This is a genomic window from Sphingopyxis panaciterrae (genome assembly GCF_011762125.1).
GTDB lineage: Bacteria > Pseudomonadota > Alphaproteobacteria > Sphingomonadales > Sphingomonadaceae > Sphingopyxis > Sphingopyxis panaciterrae.
The window spans coordinates 73,472-89,814 of sequence record NZ_JAASQN010000009.1 but is presented as its reverse complement, the minus strand read 5'-3'; the positions used below and the strand labels follow the sequence as shown (position 1 = coordinate 89,814).

Genomic DNA, 16,343 nt, shown 5'->3' with positions numbered 1-16,343 from the left:
GGCGAATGCGCACGCATAGGCTTGGACGGAAAGCAGGGAGTTCATCATGATTTGGCTTCAGGAAAATTGGATCATCGCCGTCGTCGGCCTCGTCGTCGCGATCGTGCTGCTCTGGTGGCTGCTGCGCCGCAAGAAGCCGGAGGAAATCGCGCCGCCGGTCGCTCCCGCAGCCGAACCGCGCAAGCCGCTCGAACCCGCCAAGCCCGACATCGTCGCCGCCGAACCGGCGCGCTTCAAACCGATCGCGCCGGCCCCCGCGCCGACGCCGACGCCCGCACCGCTCGCCAAGCCCGTTGCCAAGGCGCGCCCTGCCCCCAAGGCCGCGCCCGCGCTGGACATCCCCGAAGAGCCGTCGGTCCCGGCAGCACCCCCCGCCGAAACACCGCCCGCTCCCGAACCCGCGCCGCCGTCAGCGCCGGAACCGGAGCCCATCGTTCCCGAGGAACCGACCGTTCCGGCTCCCGCACCGGCCCCTGCCGCCGCGGCGGCGAAAACCGACAATCTGCAATTGCTGAAGGGCGTCGGCCCCAAGATGGTCGCGCTGCTCGGCGGCCTCGGCGTCACCAGCTTCCGGCAGATCGCCGACTGGACCGACGCCGACGTCGCGACGATCGATCCGCAGCTCGGCGCCTTCCAGGGCCGCATCGCGCGCGACAATATCGTCGACCAGGCGGGCTATCTCGCGCGCGGCGACAAGGCCGGGTTCGAAGCGAAGTACGGCGCGCTCGGCGGCGAACTCTGATCCGCCGGTTGGAGGAGCCCGGCAGGTCCGTTTACGGCCGGAAGTTGCCGTTCCCCTCATCGTCACCCCGGACTTGATCCGGGGTCCCGCTGGACGTCGAAAACTGTCGCTGCCCTCGAAAAAGCCCCGATATGGACATCGTCCATTCGGCACTGCGCGAGGACGCGGCGGCGCTTAAAGCCGCAAAGGACTCATTTTAGAGGCCTGCATGCGGGGTTTTTGTGGCTTTAAGCGCCGTCTAGTCCGCGTCCTCATCCTTCGGCTTGCTGATTTCGGTGACGAGCAGCTTGTCGATCTTGCGCCCGTCCATGTCGACGATCTCGAAACGCCAGCCCTTGTCGGTGAATTTCTCACCCTCGGTGGGCAGGTGCTTGAGGATCGCGAGCGCGTGGCCCGCCGCGGTCGCATAATCGCGGTCGTCGTCCAGTTCGATCCCCAGCCGCTCGGCCATCTGGTCGGCGGGCATCGACCCCGCGATCAGCAGACTGCCGTCGTCGCGTTCGACGACGAACGGCTCGCTGCCGATATCCTGATCCGACGCGAATTCGCCCGCGATCGCCGCCAGCAGGTCGGCGGGGGTCACCAGTCCTTCGAAATGACCATATTCGTCGTGAACGAACAGCATCGGCACGTCGGCGGCGCGCAACGCTTCGAGCGCGTCCATCGCATCGATCTGGTCGTGGATGACCTTCGCCGGGCGCATCAACTGCTCGAGGTCGAGCACCTCGCCCTGAAACAGCGCCGCGGCGATATCGCGCGCCTGCACGACACCGACAATATCGTCGACCGATCCGCGCGCGACGGGCAGGCGGCTGTGCGGGGTTTCGAGCAATTTGTCGCGCACCCCGCGCGCATCGAGCGAGATATCGACCCAGTCGACATCCTTGCGCGGCGTCATCACCTCGCGCACCGGGCGGTCGGCCAGGCGGACGACGCCCGAGATGATCGCGCGCTCGCTTTCCTCGATCACCCCCGATTTCGACGCTTCGGCGACGATCAGGTGCAATTCCTCGGCGGTCACCCGGTCTTCCGATTCGCGGTTGAGGCCGAGCAGGCGAAACACCAGCCCCGAACTCGCGTCGAGCAACCAGACGAGCGGCGCGCCGATTTTCGACAGCCAGTACATCATCGGTGCGACGATGATCGCGATCCGTTCGGGTGCACGCAGCGCGAACTGCTTGGGTACAAGCTCACCCGCGATCAGCGAAACATAGGTGGTGAGCGCGATGACGACGGCAAAAGCCACCGACAAGGCCGTCTCGGCATCGAGGCCGAACAGCGCCTGCAAGCGCTCCGCGACCGGCTGGCCCAGGCTGGCGCCCGAATAGGCGCCGGTCAGAACACCGATCAGGGTGATGCCGACCTGCACCGTCGACAGGAAACGCCCCGGATCGGAGGCAAGCTGGCGCGCAATCCTGGCGCCGCGGCTGCCGCGCTTCTCGGCCGCCTGCAACCGCGGGTCACGCGATGACACGATGGCCAGTTCGGACATGGCGAAAACGCCGTTGAGGAGGACGAGGATCGCGATGATCGCGACGTCGCCCCATGGGAAAGGGCTCATCGGGCGATTATACGGCGCATCGGCGCCCGGCCCCTATCAGCTTCAGTGTCAGCTTCGGTCATGCTCACCCTATAAGCGAAAGGCGCGGCATTGCACAATGGCGCGCGACTGAACGCCCCGCTCAGTCCGGGTTCAGGCGAATTTTGGAACCAGTTGCCCGGCCATATGTTATCGGCATGAAAAGGCGGCCATCGCATGATTCCGGGTTCAGGCCGCCAGACAAGGGAGCGCAAAAATGAAGACCAACATGATCAGGCTCACCCTCCTCGCGAGCATCGGCGCGTTGTCGCTGAGCGCCTGCGTTACCGATCCGGTGACCGGCGAGAAGAAGATTTCGAAGGCCGCGATCGGCGGCGTCGGCGGCGCGCTGGGCGGCTATCTGCTCGGTGACCTCATCGGCGGCAAGAACAGCCGGACCGAGGAAATCGTCGGCGCCGGCATCGGCGCGGTCGCGGGCGCAGGCGCCGGCTATTATATGGACCAGCAGGAAAAGAAGCTGCGCGAACGCACCGCGGGCACCGGCATCGACGTCGAACGCCAGGGCGACCAGCTGGTGCTCAACATGCCCGGCGACGTCACCTTCGACTATAACAGCGCATTGGTGAAGTCGCAGTTCCGCAGCGCGCTCGACAATGTCGCGGCGACGCTCGCCGAATATCCGAGCACCTATATCGACGTTTATGGCCACACCGATTCGACCGGCAGCGACAGCTATAACCAGGGCCTGTCCGAACGCCGCGCCGCGTCGGTCGCCGACTATCTGGGCGGCCGCGGCATCCAGCGCGCGCGCATGGCGACGATGGGCTATGGCGAATCGCAGCTCAAATGCTCGCCCGAACGCAGCGAGGCCGATTATCAGTGCAACCGCCGCGTCGAAATCCGCATCGCGCCGGTGACCCAGAACGACGTCAACAACGCACGCTGATTTCCACTCCCGTGGAACCGAAGGGGCGGCGCCTGCGGGCGGCGCCCCTTTTTTTGTTTCACGCGAAGGCGCGAAGAAGCCGGGCACGCCGCGAAGCGGCTTTTGATTCCTATCGTTGCGGAAGGCCGAACGTAGAAAGAATAAAGGGCCTATCGGCCTGAACCCTCTTCTTCGCGTCTTCGCGTGAATCCAATCAACCGAGGCTGAAACTTGCCTTCACCCCGTCGATCACGAATTGCGCCGCCAGCGCGGCGAGCAGCACGCCGAGCAGGCGGGTGATCACCGCCTCGCCCTTGTTGCCGATCAGCCGCATCAGCGGCCCCGCCGACAGCAGCGCCGCGAGCGTCAGCAACAGCACGACGAGCAACGCGCCGAAGATCACGAACGCCCGGTCGAGCCCGTTGTTCTGCGACACGAGCAGCATCACCGATGCGATCGACCCCGGCCCCGCGAGCATCGGCATCGCCATCGGAAAGACCGAGACATCGTCGACTTCGGGGGTGCCAAGCAGCTTTTCGGCGCGCTGCTCGCGCCGTTCGGTGCGCTTTTCGAACACCATGTCGATCGCGATGATGAACAGCATGATCCCGCCCGCGATGCGGAAACTGTCGAGATCGATATGAAGGAAGCTCAGCAGCGCCTCGCCGAACATCGCGAAGAAGATGAGGATGCATCCCGCGATCAGCACCGCGCGGATCGCCATCGACCGGCGCTGCACCGCATTCGCGCCCGTCGTCAGGCTGGCATAGATCGGCGCGCAACCGGGCGGGTCGATCACCACGAACAGGGTGACGAAGGCCGAGATGAACAGGTCGAGCATCAGGGTTTGGCCGCCGGCGCTGCGACCTGGTCGTCGATCACCGGCTGCATCGCGGTGCCGTCCCACATCCGCACCGTGACGCGGCGCGATCCGTCGGTGCCGACGCCCGACGTCCAGTTCAACGTCTGATCGGGTGAAACGCCAACCGCCATGTCCGCTCCCTCCGCGCCCGCATCGATCGCGACGCCAGGACGCGACCCGCATTTCGCCTGCTTCGACGCGATGAAGTCAGGCGCCGCGCGCGGCGTTGCCAGCGCATCGCCATGATCGAGCACCCAGGCCAGCTTGCCCTTTTTCGGATCGCGCCGCCAGATGGTGGTGAAATAGCCCTGCGCCGTACCCTGCTGCCACGCCCCGGTCGTCGCGCCGGCATTGCCGTCGCAGCTGATATAGACCGCGTGCGGCTGCCATTTGACCGCTTCGGCCGGATCCTTTTTCGAGCGCAGCCAGTCGCGCGCATTGACGCGTTGGGGCACGAACATCACCGCGTCGGGCGCGGCGGTTTCACGAAATGCCGTCCATTGCCCCTTTTCCTGCGCCAGCCGGGCAAAGGCGATTTCGGCAGCGATGAAGGCGCTGGGGTTGGGAGCCAGCGGCCGGTTGCGCTCGCGCGCCGCTACTCCGCCACCCGCGATGGCGATCGCCGACGACAGGATCGCAGCGACAGCCAAGCGGCGCATCAGAAACCCTCCGGATCGGCCAGCCCGGTGCGGCGGTGCGCGGCGACCAGCGTGTTGCGAAGCAGGCAGGCGATCGTCATCGGCCCGACCCCGCCGGGGACCGGCGTGACCGCTTCGGCCACCGCCGCGACCCCCGCATAATCGACGTCGCCGACCAGCCGCCCCTTCGCCGCGTCCGCGGCGGGCGGCAGGCGGTTGATCCCGACGTCGATCACCGTCGCGCCGGGCTTGATCCAGTCGCCCTTGACCATCTCCGGACGCCCGACCGCGGCGACCACGATATCGGCGCGGCGGACGACGTCGGCGAGATCGCGGGTCCGGCTGTGCGCGATGGTGACGGTGCAATTGGCGCCGAGCAGCAGCGCCGCCATCGGCTTGCCGACGAGGATCGAACGGCCGATCACGACCGCATCCTTGCCGCCGAGGTCGCCGAGCCGGTCCTGCAGCAGCAGCAGGCAGCCATAAGGCGTGCAGGGCACCATGCCGGGGATGCCGAGCGCGAGGCGGCCGGCGCTGACCGGGGTCAGTCCGTCGACATCCTTGTCGGGATGGATCGTCGCGACCGCCGCCTGTTCGTCGAGGTGGCCGGGCAGCGGCAGTTGCAACAGGATGCCATCGACCGCTTCGTCGGTATTGAGCTGGCGCAGCAGCGCCTCGACCTCGACCTGCGTCGCGCTCGCGGGCAGGCGATGCTCGAAGCTCGCCATACCCGCGGCGATCGTCGCCTTGCCTTTCGAACCGACATAGACCGCGCTCGCGGGATCATCGCCGACGAGCACCACCGCGAGCCCGGGGGCGCGGCCCGTCGCCGCAGCGAAGGCGGGAACCGCATCGGCGATCCGCGCCCGCAGTCCCGCCGCAAACGCCTTGCCGTCGATCAGCTGCGCCCCGTTCGTCATATCAGATCGCCCCGCTGTTCATGCCGAGCGTATAGAGATAGGAAATCACCGGTCCCTGCAGGATGATGATCAGGATCAGCACGACCATCGGGGTCAGGTCGAGCCCGCCGAAATCGGGCATGATGCGCCGGAACGGCCGGTACAACGGCTCGGTGATCCGCTCGAGCACATACCAGAGCTGGCCGACGAAATCATTGTGGGTGTTGATGACGTTGAAGGCGATCAGCCACGACATCACCGCCTGGACGATGATGATCCACCACAGGATGTTGAGCAGGATCGACAATATTTGAAGAAGCATCAGGTACATCAAGGTCTCCGGCCAAAATTGGTCGCTTCGCCTATCCTAGCGGTGAATGAGCGTGCCCGCACCCCTGGCGGTGAAAATTTCGAGCAGCATCGCGTGCGGGATGCGGCCGTCGAGGATGACCGCCGCCTCGACCCCGGCATCGACCGCGGCGACGCAGGTCTCGACCTTGGGGATCATGCCGCCGGTGATCGTTCCGTCGCTCTTCAGCGCATCGATCGCCGGGCGGTCGAGATCGGTGAGCAGCGCCCCCGATTTGTCGAGCACGCCCGAGACGTCGGTCAGCAGGAAAAAGCGCTTCGCCCCCAGGGCGCCCGCGATCGCGCCCGCCATCGTGTCGGCATTGATGTTATAGGTCGCGCCGTCAGCACCCAGGGCGACGGGCGCGATGACGGGAATGAAATTATCCTTGGTCAGATTGACCAGAATCGTCGGGTCGACCGCGACCGGCTCCCCGACGAAACCCAGATCGACGTGGCGTTCGATCCCCGAATTGGGATCGGGCTCGCTGCGGCGGACCTTTTCGGCGAGGACAAGGTTGGCGTCCTTGCCCGAAATGCCGACCGCGCGCCCGCCGAGCCCGGCGATCCAGCTGACGATTTCCTTGTTGATCTTTCCCGCCAGTACCATTTCGGCAACCTCGGCGGTCGCCGCATCGGTGACGCGCAGGCCGCCGATGAACTGCGATTCGATGCCGAGCTGCTTCAGCATCGCGCCGATCTGCGGACCGCCGCCGTGGACGACCACCGGGTTGATGCCGACCGCCTTCAGCAGCACGACATCCTCGGCGAAATCGCGCTGCGCCTCGGGGTCGCCCATCGCATGGCCGCCATATTTGATCACGAACGTCTCGCCCGCATAACGCTGCAGATAGGGCAGCGCCTCGACGAGCGTTTCGGCCTTGGCGAGCAGGTCGGGCATTTTGGAGGGGTCGGCGATCTGGTTCATGCGAGCTTCTTGCTATCGAGGTTGCGGCCGAGGGCGACAAGGCCGGTGATGACGAAGGGAATGACGGTGATCGACAGCGTGACCTTGGCCAGCATCTGCCCGACCATCAGGTTGGCGATCGGAAACACGCCGTAAAAGGCGATGGTGACGAACAACAAAGTGTCGACGATCTGGCTGAGCGCGCTGGCGATCGCGCCGCGGATCGCGAGCCAGACCGATCCGGTACCGGCGCCCCCCATTTTTCCTTCGGCGCGGCCGCGCAGCTTGCTGAAAATCGTGACATTCAGGAATTGCGACGTGCCATAAGCGACGATTCCCGCCGCCATCAGGCGCGGGCTCTGGCCGAGGATCGTGTCGAAAGCGGCAAGCCGTTCGGGCTGCATCTCGGGCGAAGCAGGCAGCGCCAGCACCAGCGCGGTCAGCATGATCGAGAGGATCAAAGGCACGAACCCCCAAAGCACCAGCCGGTTCGCGGTCGTTTGTCCATGCAGTTCGGATACCGCGCTCGACAGGGCGACGAGGATGAGGAACGCGAAAATCCCGGCCTCGACCGCGAGCCAGCCGCCGAGCGCGACCTGCTTGTTCCCGAGCACCCCGGCGAGCACGACCATGCCGCCATAGATGATGGTGAAAAGAAAGAGCGAGGGCGAAAGCGCGCGCGGCAGCCCCGTCGAGGTCGGTTCGGTCATGCCGCCCGATAGTCGCTTTTGCGAGTGCTGGAAAGACCGGGAAATCATGGCTCCGTCACGGACGGCACCAAGTCGCGTGGACATATTCGCGACTTGTCGAAGCGGCGGCTTTGGGGTGGGGAGCGGACGTTCAAAGTTCGTCATGCACACCCAATCTTTGTCATCCCCGCGAAAGCGGGGACCCAGGGCGGGGTAATACCGCTCTGGGTCCCCGCTTTCGCGGGGATGACAAAGATAGAAAATGCAAACGGCAGCAACGGCCGGTAGCTGCCGTTCCCTTCGTCGTCACCCCGGACTTGATCCGGGGTCCCGCTTGAAGTCGAAAACTGCTGGCGCCCCAAAAAAAGCGGGATCCCGGTTCAAGCCCGGGATGACGAGGAGCGGAGGAAACGGCAAGAAGCGGCCGTTATCGAACACTCGAATTTGTCCGGCCTATGGCCTGAACCCATAATCATGCGTTCGAGCTGTTTTTGCTGTCCTACATAATGCGGCCCCCATATGGTCGTCCGATGATCATGCCCGCCGTTCCATCCTTTCATCTCATCCCGGGCGCGTCCGCGACCCGCACCGGCAGCGAGAAGGGAGGGGTAGGTGGCGTGACCTTTGTGACCTTTGGAATAAAATTGCGCCGCCTGCCGACCCGATATGGGGACGGTCCCGGGGCTGCGGCGGGCCCGCGCCCCGCCGCACGACGGTTGCCCCGGCGTCAAAGCCCGTTAGACAGGCCCATGAACTTGCGGGGGACGCACTGAGACTATGGAACGCCTGATCGGTTTGCTCGGCATCGTCGCGCTGCTCGCGATCGCCGTGCTGTTCTCGTCGAACCGCCGCTGGATTCGCCTGCGCGTCGTCGTTCCCGCCTTTCTGCTCCAGGCGGGGTTCGCGGTGCTGGTGATCGGGACGCCATGGGGCCGCGCGGTCATCCAGGCGATGTCGAGCGGGGTGTCGAACCTCCTCGGCTATGCGAAGGCCGGCACCGATTTCATCTTCGGTCCGCTCGCCTCGCCCGAAATCGGCGCGAACAGCTTCGCGATCGCGGCGCTGCCGGTCATCGTCTTCTTCGCCTCGCTGATCTCGATCCTCTATTATCTCGGCATCATGCAGCTGGTGATCAAATGGGTCGGCGGCGCGATCCAGAAGATCACCGGGATCACCAAGGTCGAAAGCCTCGGCGCCGCAGCAAACATCTTCGTCGGGCAAAGCGAAAGCCCGCTCGTCATCCGCCCCTATCTGGCGGGCCTGACGCCGTCGCAGGTATTCACCGTGATGACGGTCGGCATGGCGGGCGTCGCGGGCACGATCCTCGGTGCTTATGCGAGCATGATCGGCGAACAATTGCTGCCCTATCTGCTCGCCGCGAGCTTCATGTCGGCGCCCGGCGGCATCCTGATGGCAAAGATCATGATGCCCGACGATCCCCGCGACCTCGGCATCGAACCTGTCATCATGCCCGAGGCGAGCCATGACGAGGAAAAACCCGCTAATATCATCATGGCCGCCGCGCAGGGCGCGCAGACCGGGGTCAAGCTGGCGGTCGCGGTCGGCGCGATGGTGCTGGCCTTCGTCGCGCTCGTCGCGCTCGCCAATGGCCTGCTCGGCGGGATCGGCGGCTGGTTCGGCTATCCCGATCTGTCCTTCCAGCTGATCATCGGCGCGATCTTTCGCCCGGTGATGTGGCTGATGGGCGTGCCCTGGAACGAAAGCGCCGCCGCCGGCGGACTGTTCGGGACCAAGGTCGTCCTCAACGAATTCGTCGCCTTCATCGACCTCGGCAAGGTCCAGGGCGACCTGTCGGCGATCTCGGTCGCGATCGCGACCTTTGCGCTGTGCGGTTTTGCCAATTTCTCCAGCATCGCGATCCAGATGGCGGTGACCGGCGGGCTCGCCCCGAACCAGCGGCCGATGATCGCGCGGCTCGGGCTCAAGGCGCTGCTCGCGGGCAGCCTGTCGAACCTGATGTCGGCAGCGCTCGCCGGCCTGATGCTCGGGCTGATGTAAATCGCCGCCCGATTGCCAAACAGACCCTCGTGACGTAACTTCGCTGTCCAGGGACCAGCGATATACTTTGACAGGGAAAGGTATTGCGGTGATGCGATTCTCATTTCCATGGAAGGCGGCGGCGGGCCTTGTTCTGATCGCCGGCAGCGGCGTGCTGACGACCAGCACCGCACAAACCCCCGAAGAGCGCCGATACCGGCCGCCCGAAGCGACAATTTACCGTGACGCGGCCTATCGCGGCCCGGCGGTCTTCGTCGGCGAGGCCAAACCCAATCTGGGACTGGCGTGGCCGGTCAATTCGATCCGGGTTCCGAACGGACGCTGGGAGCTCTGCGAAAAAACCCGGTATCGCGGCACGTGCCGAACGGTCGAGCGCGATACGCCGATGCTCGGCACCGTCCTGCGCGGGCTGACGATCCAGTCGATCCGGCCCGTCGGCACGGGCGGTGGCGGCGGCGGTGGCGGATGGAACCCGAACCCGCCCGCGAACGACCAGGTGGCGCGCGGCAATTTTGCCGAATTCCATACCCAGCCGGGGACGAACGGCTCGCGCGTGCTGGCCTGTGCCGGCGGATCGTCAACCGCGAACTGTGCGGCGCGCACCGCCGACACCTGGTGCCGGTCGATCGGCTGGAACGGGTCAGCGCGCGAGCATCTGGAAACCGTCGGTAACCGCGTATATCTCGCCGACGTGCTATGCGTCCGCTCGGGCTATTGAGGGGATCCGCAATGCATAAGACCTTCATGATCGCCGCCGCCATGCTGGCACTCGCCGCCTGCGCATCGACCCCGGCGCGGACCGGCACATCCTATGATTGCGACCGCGGGACGCGGCTGACGGTCAACTATCTGCCCAATGCCGCGATCGTTCGTGTCAACGGCCGCCAGACCATGACCTTGCGATCGACGCCGGCGAACAGCGGGCAGATTTACGAGAACCGAAGCGGCGCACGCCTGCACCGGAACGGCAACAGCGCGACGTGGAATACCGCACAGCGCTCGGCACCCGAAAGCTGCCGCGTGGTGATGCGGCCGCTGTGACAAAAGGGGGACGGGCCGCCGGTGAACCCCGGCGGCCCGTTCATATCTCTCATATCTCCATTCGCGCGAACGCTGCGCGGACTTCGGCGGCGAACAGTACAGGCTGTTCCCACGCCGCGAAATGGCCGCCGCGCCCGGGCTCGTTCCAATAGACGATATTGCGGTAACGCCGCTCGGCCCAGCGCCGCGACAGGCGCACGATCTCGTTCGGAAACAGGCTGCATCCTGTCGGTACGTCGATCTCGCCCGCCGCGAACTGGCGGAAGCTATGCCAGTAGAGCCGCGCCGATGAAGCCGCGCTCGCGGTCAGCCAATAGAGGCTGACGATGTCGAGCATCGCGTCCTTCGACACCGCATTTTCGGGATGACCGCCGACCGACTGGCCGCCGGGCCGGTGTCCGCAGTCGGTCCAGCCATGGAATTTCTCGACGATCCAGGCCATTTGTCCGACAGGGGAGTCGGTGAGCGCATAGCCAAGCGTCTGCGGCCGCGTCGCCTGCTGGATCGAATAGCCGTTGTCCTTCGACTGATACCAGCCGAAACGCGCGAGATAGAGTTTTTCCGCGTCGCTGAGGTCGGTCATCAGGTCGGGCGGCGGGGCACCGACGACCATGTTGACGTGGATGCCCGCGCAACGATCGGCATGGTGCATGCCGATTGCGCAGGTCACAGCGCTGCCCCAGTCGCCGCCCTGCGCGAAATAGCGGTCGTAGCCGAGCGCCCGCATCAACGCGTCCCAGCTCGCGGCGATATGCTCGACGCTCCATTTGGCGAGCGTCGGCTTGCCCGAAAAGCCATAGCCCGGAAGCGACGGGACGACGAGGTGATAGTCCGCCGACAAGGATTCGATCACGCCCAGAAATTCGAGGATCGATCCCGGCCAGCCGTGGGTCAATATCAGCGGCCGCGCCGCCGGATTGTCCGAGCGAATATGCAGGAAATGGATGTCGAGGCCGTCGACCTCGGCGAGATAATTGGGCAGCGCATTCAGCCGCGCCTCGACGGGCCGCCAGTCATGGTGATCGCGCCAATAGACGGCCAGTTCCTGCGCATAGGCGAGCGGGATGCCCTGATCCCAGTCGTCGACGGTTTCCTTTTCAGGCCAGCGCGTGCGCGCCAGACGATCCTTGAGATCGTCGAGCGCGGCTTGCGGCACGTCGATGCGGAACGGACGAATATTGGCGACCCGCATAATCCCGCTCTCCTCCTGCAGCCTAACGGTCAGGGCCGCGCCGGTGCCTTGCAGCCGCGTTGCAGCCCGACGCCCTTCAGGAAACCGCGGCGCACCGTTCCGGCATAGACGGCGAAGGCGTAGCGGCGGCGTTCGGCGTTGGCGCCGGTCACTTCGCCGATCAGCCCGCCAAAGGGGATCACCGACCCCGCCACCGTCCCGGCGACGCGCCCTGCGGTTTCCTCGCGCTTCTTGTCGCGGCTCTTGTCGACCTGTTCGTTGACGTCGGGGCCGAGCACGTCGTTGAGTTCGCCGACCTCGCGGATGATCGCGGCGCATTTGCCAAGCCCGGCGAGCGAATAGGGGTCACCCTGGATCGCCAGCAGCTTCGGCGGCACTTCCTTGCCATCGAAGGGTTCGGTCACCGAATCGGCCGTCTTCTTGATCGTCGGTGCGTCGGGCGAGCCCTGCTGGGCATAGGCGGGCGACGATACCGCGAAGCCGGCGATCGCCAATCCTGTCCAAAATTTGCTGCGCATGTCTTGCCTCCGTTGATGCCGGCCATCGGGCCCATCGTTTCAACGCGCGGAACGGCGGACGGCTCCCGCCTATTTCTTCGCCGTATGGCCGCCGTCGACCGCTTCCTGGCCGATCGACGAGGTGTCGGCCGCCCAATAATCGAAGATGCGCCCCAGCTCGCGTTGCGGCAATCCTTCGATCACATAGGCCCCGAACATATAGAGCTGGCCCTTGTCGTTGATGCCGATGCGGAGCAGGTCAAACTCGTCGTTCATTTTCTGCACCCAGCTGGCGGGCGGATTGACCACATCGCTGTACGACGCGACAAGCGTCATATATTTGCAGTCCGCCCCCGCGGTGCAGCCGACGAGACGCAGGGTCGTGCCGAACCCGTCGACCGTGATGTCGACCTCGGGCGAGGTGTCGATCTTGCTGAGCGCCCCCGGCGCATAACCCATGGCCTTGAGCGTCGCGACGAAGGCGGCCGGATTCTTGATGCTGACCGACTGCGCCTGAACCGGCGCAGCCACGCCGAACCAGGCTGCCGCCGCAGCCGCGATGAACAAACGCATGTTACCCCCCAGATGATGACGTTCGACCCCGCCGCCACCGTGTGCAACGGCGCGGCGATCGTCCAGCCATAAAATGTTGGGGGCCCGCTTTTTCGATTACCGCGTCGGGACCGGCTCGGGACCGGTCCAGTCGTAGAAGCCGCGCCCGGCCTTTTTCCCGACCCAGCCGGCCTCGACATATTTGACCAGCAGCGGCGCCGGGCGGAATTTGGGATCGCCGGTGCCATTATGGAGCACGCGGATGATTTCAAGGCAGGTGTCGAGGCCGATGAAGTCGGCGAGCGTGATCGGACCCATCGGGTGATTGAGGCCGAGCCGGCATCCGGCGTCGATGTCCTGCATCGTCGCGACGCCTTCGCCCAATGCGAACACCGCCTCGTTGATCAACGGCATCAGGACGCGGTTGACGATGAAGCCCGGCGCATCGTTCGCATGGACGATTTCCTTGCCGAGCCCGCGCCCGAATGCTTCGACGGCCGCAAGCGTCGCGTCGCTGGTCGCGAGACCGCGGATCAGTTCGATGAGGCCCATCACCGCCACCGGGTTGAAGAAGTGGACCCCGATGAAGCGTGCCGGATCATGCGCCGCCTGCGCGAGGCGGGTGATCGGGATCGAGCTGGTGTTGGTCGCCAGGATCGCGGTGTCCGACAGATGCGGGCCGACGCTGGCGAAGATCGCGCGCTTGATTTCCTCGCGCTCGGTCGCCGCCTCGATCACCAGGTTGGCGGGGGCAAAGGCGCTGTGGTCGGCGACCGGCGTGATACGGCCCAGCAGCGCATCGGCGTCATCTTGGCTCATCTTTTCCTTGGTCACCAGGCGCCCCAACGCCTTGGCGATGCCCGCCTTGCCCGCTTCGGCGCGCGCCAGATCGATGTCGGAAAGCAGTACATCATGCCCGGCGCCCGCCGCGACCTGCGCGATCCCCGCGCCCATTTGCCCTGCCCCGATGACGCCGACGATCATTGCTGTCCCTTTCGCTGAAATTCTGCCTGTGCCCCTACGGCTTGAGGCACGCGCGTCAAGGGTGGAGCATCAGGGAGCGGAGCGGAACTCGGTTGCCTTCGCCAGGATCAGCGCGAAAGCGGGATCGGCGTCATCCCAGGTCGCGATGGGGGTCCACCCGCCGGCGCGGAGCAGCAGGTTCGCGTCGCGCGGGCCATATTTATGGCTGTTCTCGCTGTGGATCGTTTCACCCTTCGCCATGTGATAGAGATGGCCATCGACGGTGAAGTCCATGTCGCACGCCGCAACGAGATGCATTTCGATCCGGGCGTGAACATCGTCCCAGATCGCGCGATGCGCGAAGTTTTCGACCGCCATGTCACCGCCGAGTTCGCGGTTGATGCGTTCGAGCAGATTGAGATTGAACGCCGCGGTCACCCCGGCGGGATCGTCATAGGCGCTTGTCAGCACCGCGATATCCTTGATCCGGTCGATGCCGATCAGCAGCAGCGATTCGTCGCCGAGCGCCTCGCGCCAGTTACGGAGCAGGTCGATCGCGGTGCGCGCGACCATGTTGCCGATCGTCGAGCCAGGGAAGAAACCAAGCTTTGGAAGCGGGCAGATTTCGCGCGGCAGCGCGACGCGCTGGGTGAAATCGGCCTCGACCGGGTAAACCGGCAGGCCGGGAAAGCGCGCCGCGAGCGCGAGCGCGCTGTCGCGCAGGAAATCGCCCGAGATGTCGACAGGCACATAGGCCGCAGGGCCGATCGCATCGAGCAGCAAAGGCGTCTTCGTCGAGCTGCCCGAGCCGAGTTCGACCACCGCGCGGCCGCGACCGGTCGCCGCCGCGATATCGGCGGCATGACGGGTCAGGAGATCGGTTTCGCTGCGCGTCGGATAATATTCGGGGAGCGCGGTGATATCCTCGAACAACGCCGACCCGGTCGCGTCGTAGAACCAGCGCGCCGGAATCGCCTTCTGCCCCTGCGAAAGCCCGGCATGGACGTCGGCGCGAAAGGCCAGGTCGACCCCCGCATCGTCGGCGGAAATCTGCCGAAGTTGACGTACGACACCCATATCAAAGATCTTTCGCTAAACGCACGCCGGTGAATTGCCAGCGCTGGTGGGGGTAGAAGAAGTTGCGGTAGGACGCACGGCAATGGCCGCGCGGGGTTGCGCAGCTGCCGCCGCGCAGCACGAACTGGCCGCTCATGAACTTGCCATTATATTCGCCGACCGCGCCGGGCGCGGCGCGAAATCCGGGATAGGGGCGATAGGCGCTGCCGGTCCATTCCCATACGCTGCCGAACATCTGTTGCAGTCCCGTGTCGTCGCCTTCAGCGGCCGCCGGATGGACCGGATCCGCGCCGTCCAGTTGCTGGCCCGACGCAGCATCGAAGGCGGCCGCCGCGGCTTCCCATTCGATCTCGGTCGGCAACCGCGCCCCCGCCCAGCTGGCGAAGGCATCGGCTTCGTAGAAGCTGATATGCGTCACGGGCGCCGCGGGGTCGATATCGCGCCAGCCCGAGAGGGTGAAGTGGCGCCCGCTGTCCCAATAGGCCGGCGCCCCGATATCTTCGGCCCGCACCCACGCCCAGCCGTCGCTGAGCCAGAGCGACGGGGTGTGGTAGCCGCCATCGTCGATGAACTGCTGCCATTCGCCGTTGCTGACCGGGCGGCTGGCGAGCGCGTGCGGGGTCAAAAGCGCGGAAAACTGCGGAACTTCACAGTCAAATGCAAAACCGTCGCCGTCATGGCCGATCGATACGACACCTTCGGCGCCGCGGATCCAGCGCATCGCGCCCGGCGCGGCGGCGGATGGAGAAATGGCGGAAAACTGCGCAACTTCACACGCGATTGCACCTTTGCGCCCCGCCGGCGCCGCATCCCACACCGCCGGGCCGAGCGGATTTTGCGCGAAAAGATGCTTCACGTCGGTGAGGAGCAATTCCTGATGCTGCTGCTCATGATGAATGCCGAGCTCGACGAGCGCCTGCGCCGCCGGGGGCAGATCGGGAAGCGCGCTTTGCACCGCCGCATCGACATGCGCGCGCCAGACGCAAATCTCGTCGAGCGAGGGCCGCGTCAGCAGGCCGCGCTGCGGGCGCGCATGGCGCGGGCCTTCGGCGTCATAATAGCTGTTGAAAAGATAGGCATAACGATCGTCGAACGGGCGATAACCGGGCAGATGGTCGCGCAGCACGAAAGTTTCGAAGAACCAGCTCGTGTGCGCAAGATGCCATTTGGCGGGCGAGGCGTCGGGCATCGACTGCGCGCTCGCGTCGGCGTCCGACAGCGTCGCGACGAGATCGAGCGAGAGGCGGCGCGTCGCGGCGAAGCGCCGCATCAGGCCGTCGAGCTGGTCGGTATCGGTTGCGGGCGAAGCGTCGGTTCGGCTGGCCATGGTAAGACAATTCCCCGAGGTGCGATTCGGTTTCGCGAGAAACCGAATATGGTCAGGCCGCGCCGGAATGTCCAGAACATTAAGGGAACATCATTCGTCGCCCCCGCGCAGGCGGGGGCCGCTGG

At 65.5% G+C, this 16,343-nt stretch carries 18 protein-coding genes; 5 read left to right on the top strand and 13 right to left on the bottom strand.

Annotated elements, in window-relative coordinates; translation table 11 throughout:
* The first annotated feature begins 46 nt into the window (after nt 1-46).
* Nucleotides 47-742, top strand: a complete 696-nt coding sequence (locus FHR22_RS21480) for a hypothetical protein (protein WP_166946176.1) — start codon at nt 47-49, stop codon at nt 740-742.
* 238 nt (nt 743-980) lie between these two features.
* On the opposite strand, the gene FHR22_RS21475 is transcribed toward FHR22_RS21480, so the two are convergent.
* Complete coding sequence (locus FHR22_RS21475; RefSeq protein ID WP_166946174.1) at nt 981-2,303, bottom strand: hemolysin family protein; 1,323 nt, start codon at nt 2,301-2,303, stop codon at nt 981-983.
* 235 nt (nt 2,304-2,538) lie between these two features.
* On the opposite strand from FHR22_RS21475, the gene FHR22_RS21470 reads away from it, so the two are divergent.
* The gene (locus FHR22_RS21470; RefSeq protein ID WP_166946172.1) at nt 2,539-3,228 is read left to right on the top strand and encodes a YiaD family glycine zipper/OmpA-like lipoprotein; all 690 of its coding nucleotides are present in this window, start codon (nt 2,539-2,541) and stop codon (nt 3,226-3,228) included.
* Between the two features lie 193 nt (nt 3,229-3,421).
* Here FHR22_RS21470 and FHR22_RS21465 read toward each other — a convergent pair whose 3' ends face one another.
* Genes FHR22_RS21465 through FHR22_RS21440 form a run of 6 tightly spaced genes read right to left on the bottom strand, consistent with a single transcriptional unit; the run spans nt 3,422 to nt 7,571 of the window.
* Nucleotides 3,422-4,048, bottom strand: a complete 627-nt coding sequence (locus tag FHR22_RS21465) for a MarC family protein (protein WP_166946170.1) — start codon at nt 4,046-4,048, stop codon at nt 3,422-3,424.
* Nucleotides 4,048-4,728: a hypothetical protein gene (locus FHR22_RS21460; protein WP_166946168.1), complete on the bottom strand. Its 681-nt coding sequence runs from the start codon at nt 4,726-4,728 to the stop codon at nt 4,048-4,050. Before FHR22_RS21460 ends, FHR22_RS21465 begins: the two co-directional genes overlap by 1 nt.
* Nucleotides 4,728-5,627 (bottom strand): bifunctional methylenetetrahydrofolate dehydrogenase/methenyltetrahydrofolate cyclohydrolase FolD, encoded by a 900-nt coding sequence (folD, locus tag FHR22_RS21455; RefSeq protein ID WP_166946166.1) that lies wholly within the window; start codon nt 5,625-5,627, stop codon nt 4,728-4,730. The genes FHR22_RS21460 and folD overlap by 1 nt, the downstream gene beginning before the upstream one ends.
* A 1-nt stretch (nt 5,628) precedes the next feature.
* Nucleotides 5,629-5,937 (bottom strand): YggT family protein, encoded by a 309-nt coding sequence (locus tag FHR22_RS21450; RefSeq protein ID WP_166946164.1) that lies wholly within the window; start codon nt 5,935-5,937, stop codon nt 5,629-5,631.
* Between the two features lie 36 nt (nt 5,938-5,973).
* On the bottom strand, nt 5,974-6,882 hold the full coding sequence (gene argB / locus FHR22_RS21445) for an acetylglutamate kinase (RefSeq protein ID WP_166946162.1): 909 nt from the start codon (nt 6,880-6,882) through the stop codon (nt 5,974-5,976).
* Complete coding sequence (locus FHR22_RS21440) at nt 6,879-7,571, bottom strand: queuosine precursor transporter (protein ID WP_166946159.1); 693 nt, start codon at nt 7,569-7,571, stop codon at nt 6,879-6,881. The genes argB and FHR22_RS21440 overlap by 4 nt, the downstream gene beginning before the upstream one ends.
* Before the next feature lie 756 nt (nt 7,572-8,327).
* Between FHR22_RS21440 and FHR22_RS21435 the strand changes: the two genes are divergently transcribed.
* The 3 genes from FHR22_RS21435 (at nt 8,328) to FHR22_RS21425 (ending at nt 10,610) form a co-directional block, all read left to right on the top strand.
* Entirely contained in the window at nt 8,328-9,569 is a 1,242-nt protein-coding gene (locus FHR22_RS21435; protein ID WP_166946157.1) for a NupC/NupG family nucleoside CNT transporter, read from the top strand.
* 91 nt (nt 9,570-9,660) lie between these two features.
* On the top strand, nt 9,661-10,287 hold the full coding sequence (locus FHR22_RS21430; RefSeq protein ID WP_166946155.1) for a beta/gamma crystallin-related protein: 627 nt from the start codon (nt 9,661-9,663) through the stop codon (nt 10,285-10,287).
* A gap of 11 nt (nt 10,288-10,298) precedes the next feature.
* Nucleotides 10,299-10,610 (top strand): MliC family protein, encoded by a 312-nt coding sequence (locus tag FHR22_RS21425; RefSeq protein WP_166946153.1) that lies wholly within the window; start codon nt 10,299-10,301, stop codon nt 10,608-10,610.
* Between the two features lie 49 nt (nt 10,611-10,659).
* On the opposite strand, the gene FHR22_RS21420 is transcribed toward FHR22_RS21425, so the two are convergent.
* From FHR22_RS21420 to egtB, 6 genes are all read right to left on the bottom strand, one after another.
* Nucleotides 10,660-11,802: an epoxide hydrolase family protein gene (locus FHR22_RS21420; protein WP_166946151.1), complete on the bottom strand. Its 1,143-nt coding sequence runs from the start codon at nt 11,800-11,802 to the stop codon at nt 10,660-10,662.
* Nucleotides 11,803-11,831: 29 nt separating this feature from the next.
* Nucleotides 11,832-12,320, bottom strand: a complete 489-nt coding sequence (locus FHR22_RS21415; protein WP_166946149.1) for a hypothetical protein — start codon at nt 12,318-12,320, stop codon at nt 11,832-11,834.
* A gap of 69 nt (nt 12,321-12,389) precedes the next feature.
* Nucleotides 12,390-12,872, bottom strand: coding sequence for a hypothetical protein (locus tag FHR22_RS21410; protein WP_166946146.1), 483 nt, complete (start codon nt 12,870-12,872; stop codon nt 12,390-12,392).
* A gap of 96 nt (nt 12,873-12,968) precedes the next feature.
* The gene (locus FHR22_RS21405; protein WP_166946144.1) at nt 12,969-13,835 is read right to left on the bottom strand and encodes a 3-hydroxyacyl-CoA dehydrogenase NAD-binding domain-containing protein; all 867 of its coding nucleotides are present in this window, start codon (nt 13,833-13,835) and stop codon (nt 12,969-12,971) included.
* A gap of 69 nt (nt 13,836-13,904) precedes the next feature.
* Entirely contained in the window at nt 13,905-14,891 is a 987-nt protein-coding gene (gene egtD / locus FHR22_RS21400) for an L-histidine N(alpha)-methyltransferase (RefSeq protein ID WP_166946142.1), read from the bottom strand.
* A 1-nt stretch (nt 14,892) separates the two neighbouring features.
* Nucleotides 14,893-16,218, bottom strand: coding sequence for an ergothioneine biosynthesis protein EgtB (gene egtB, locus FHR22_RS21395; protein WP_208417860.1), 1,326 nt, complete (start codon nt 16,216-16,218; stop codon nt 14,893-14,895).
* Between the last annotated feature and the right edge of the window lie 125 nt (nt 16,219-16,343).

Excerpts from the sequence above, each read along its gene's own strand:
- FHR22_RS21460 (WP_166946168.1), bottom strand. The coding sequence starts at position 4,728 with ATGCGCCGCTTGGCTGTCGCTGCGATCCTGTCGTCGGCGATCGCCATC.
- FHR22_RS21405 (WP_166946144.1), bottom strand. The coding sequence starts at position 13,835 with ATGATCGTCGGCGTCATCGGGGCAGGGCAAATGGGCGCGGGGATCGCG.
- FHR22_RS21450 (WP_166946164.1), bottom strand. The coding sequence starts at position 5,937 with ATGTACCTGATGCTTCTTCAAATATTGTCGATCCTGCTCAACATCCTG.
- argB (WP_166946162.1), bottom strand. The coding sequence starts at position 6,882 with ATGAACCAGATCGCCGACCCCTCCAAAATGCCCGACCTGCTCGCCAAG.
- FHR22_RS21410 (WP_166946146.1), bottom strand. The coding sequence starts at position 12,872 with ATGCGTTTGTTCATCGCGGCTGCGGCGGCAGCCTGGTTCGGCGTGGCT.
- FHR22_RS21440 (WP_166946159.1), bottom strand. The coding sequence starts at position 7,571 with ATGACCGAACCGACCTCGACGGGGCTGCCGCGCGCGCTTTCGCCCTCG.
- FHR22_RS21430 (WP_166946155.1), top strand. The coding sequence starts at position 9,661 with ATGCGATTCTCATTTCCATGGAAGGCGGCGGCGGGCCTTGTTCTGATC.
- FHR22_RS21470 (WP_166946172.1), top strand. The coding sequence starts at position 2,539 with ATGAAGACCAACATGATCAGGCTCACCCTCCTCGCGAGCATCGGCGCG.
- FHR22_RS21475 (WP_166946174.1), bottom strand. The coding sequence starts at position 2,303 with ATGAGCCCTTTCCCATGGGGCGACGTCGCGATCATCGCGATCCTCGTC.
- FHR22_RS21425 (WP_166946153.1), top strand. The coding sequence starts at position 10,299 with ATGCATAAGACCTTCATGATCGCCGCCGCCATGCTGGCACTCGCCGCC.
- egtB (WP_208417860.1), bottom strand. The coding sequence starts at position 16,218 with ATGGCCAGCCGAACCGACGCTTCGCCCGCAACCGATACCGACCAGCTC.
- FHR22_RS21420 (WP_166946151.1), bottom strand. The coding sequence starts at position 11,802 with ATGCGGGTCGCCAATATTCGTCCGTTCCGCATCGACGTGCCGCAAGCC.
- FHR22_RS21415 (WP_166946149.1), bottom strand. The coding sequence starts at position 12,320 with ATGCGCAGCAAATTTTGGACAGGATTGGCGATCGCCGGCTTCGCGGTA.
- FHR22_RS21480 (WP_166946176.1), top strand. The coding sequence starts at position 47 with ATGATTTGGCTTCAGGAAAATTGGATCATCGCCGTCGTCGGCCTCGTC.
- FHR22_RS21465 (WP_166946170.1), bottom strand. The coding sequence starts at position 4,048 with ATGCTCGACCTGTTCATCTCGGCCTTCGTCACCCTGTTCGTGGTGATC.
- folD (WP_166946166.1), bottom strand. The coding sequence starts at position 5,627 with ATGACGAACGGGGCGCAGCTGATCGACGGCAAGGCGTTTGCGGCGGGA.
- egtD (WP_166946142.1), bottom strand. The coding sequence starts at position 14,891 with ATGGGTGTCGTACGTCAACTTCGGCAGATTTCCGCCGACGATGCGGGG.
- FHR22_RS21435 (WP_166946157.1), top strand. The coding sequence starts at position 8,328 with ATGGAACGCCTGATCGGTTTGCTCGGCATCGTCGCGCTGCTCGCGATC.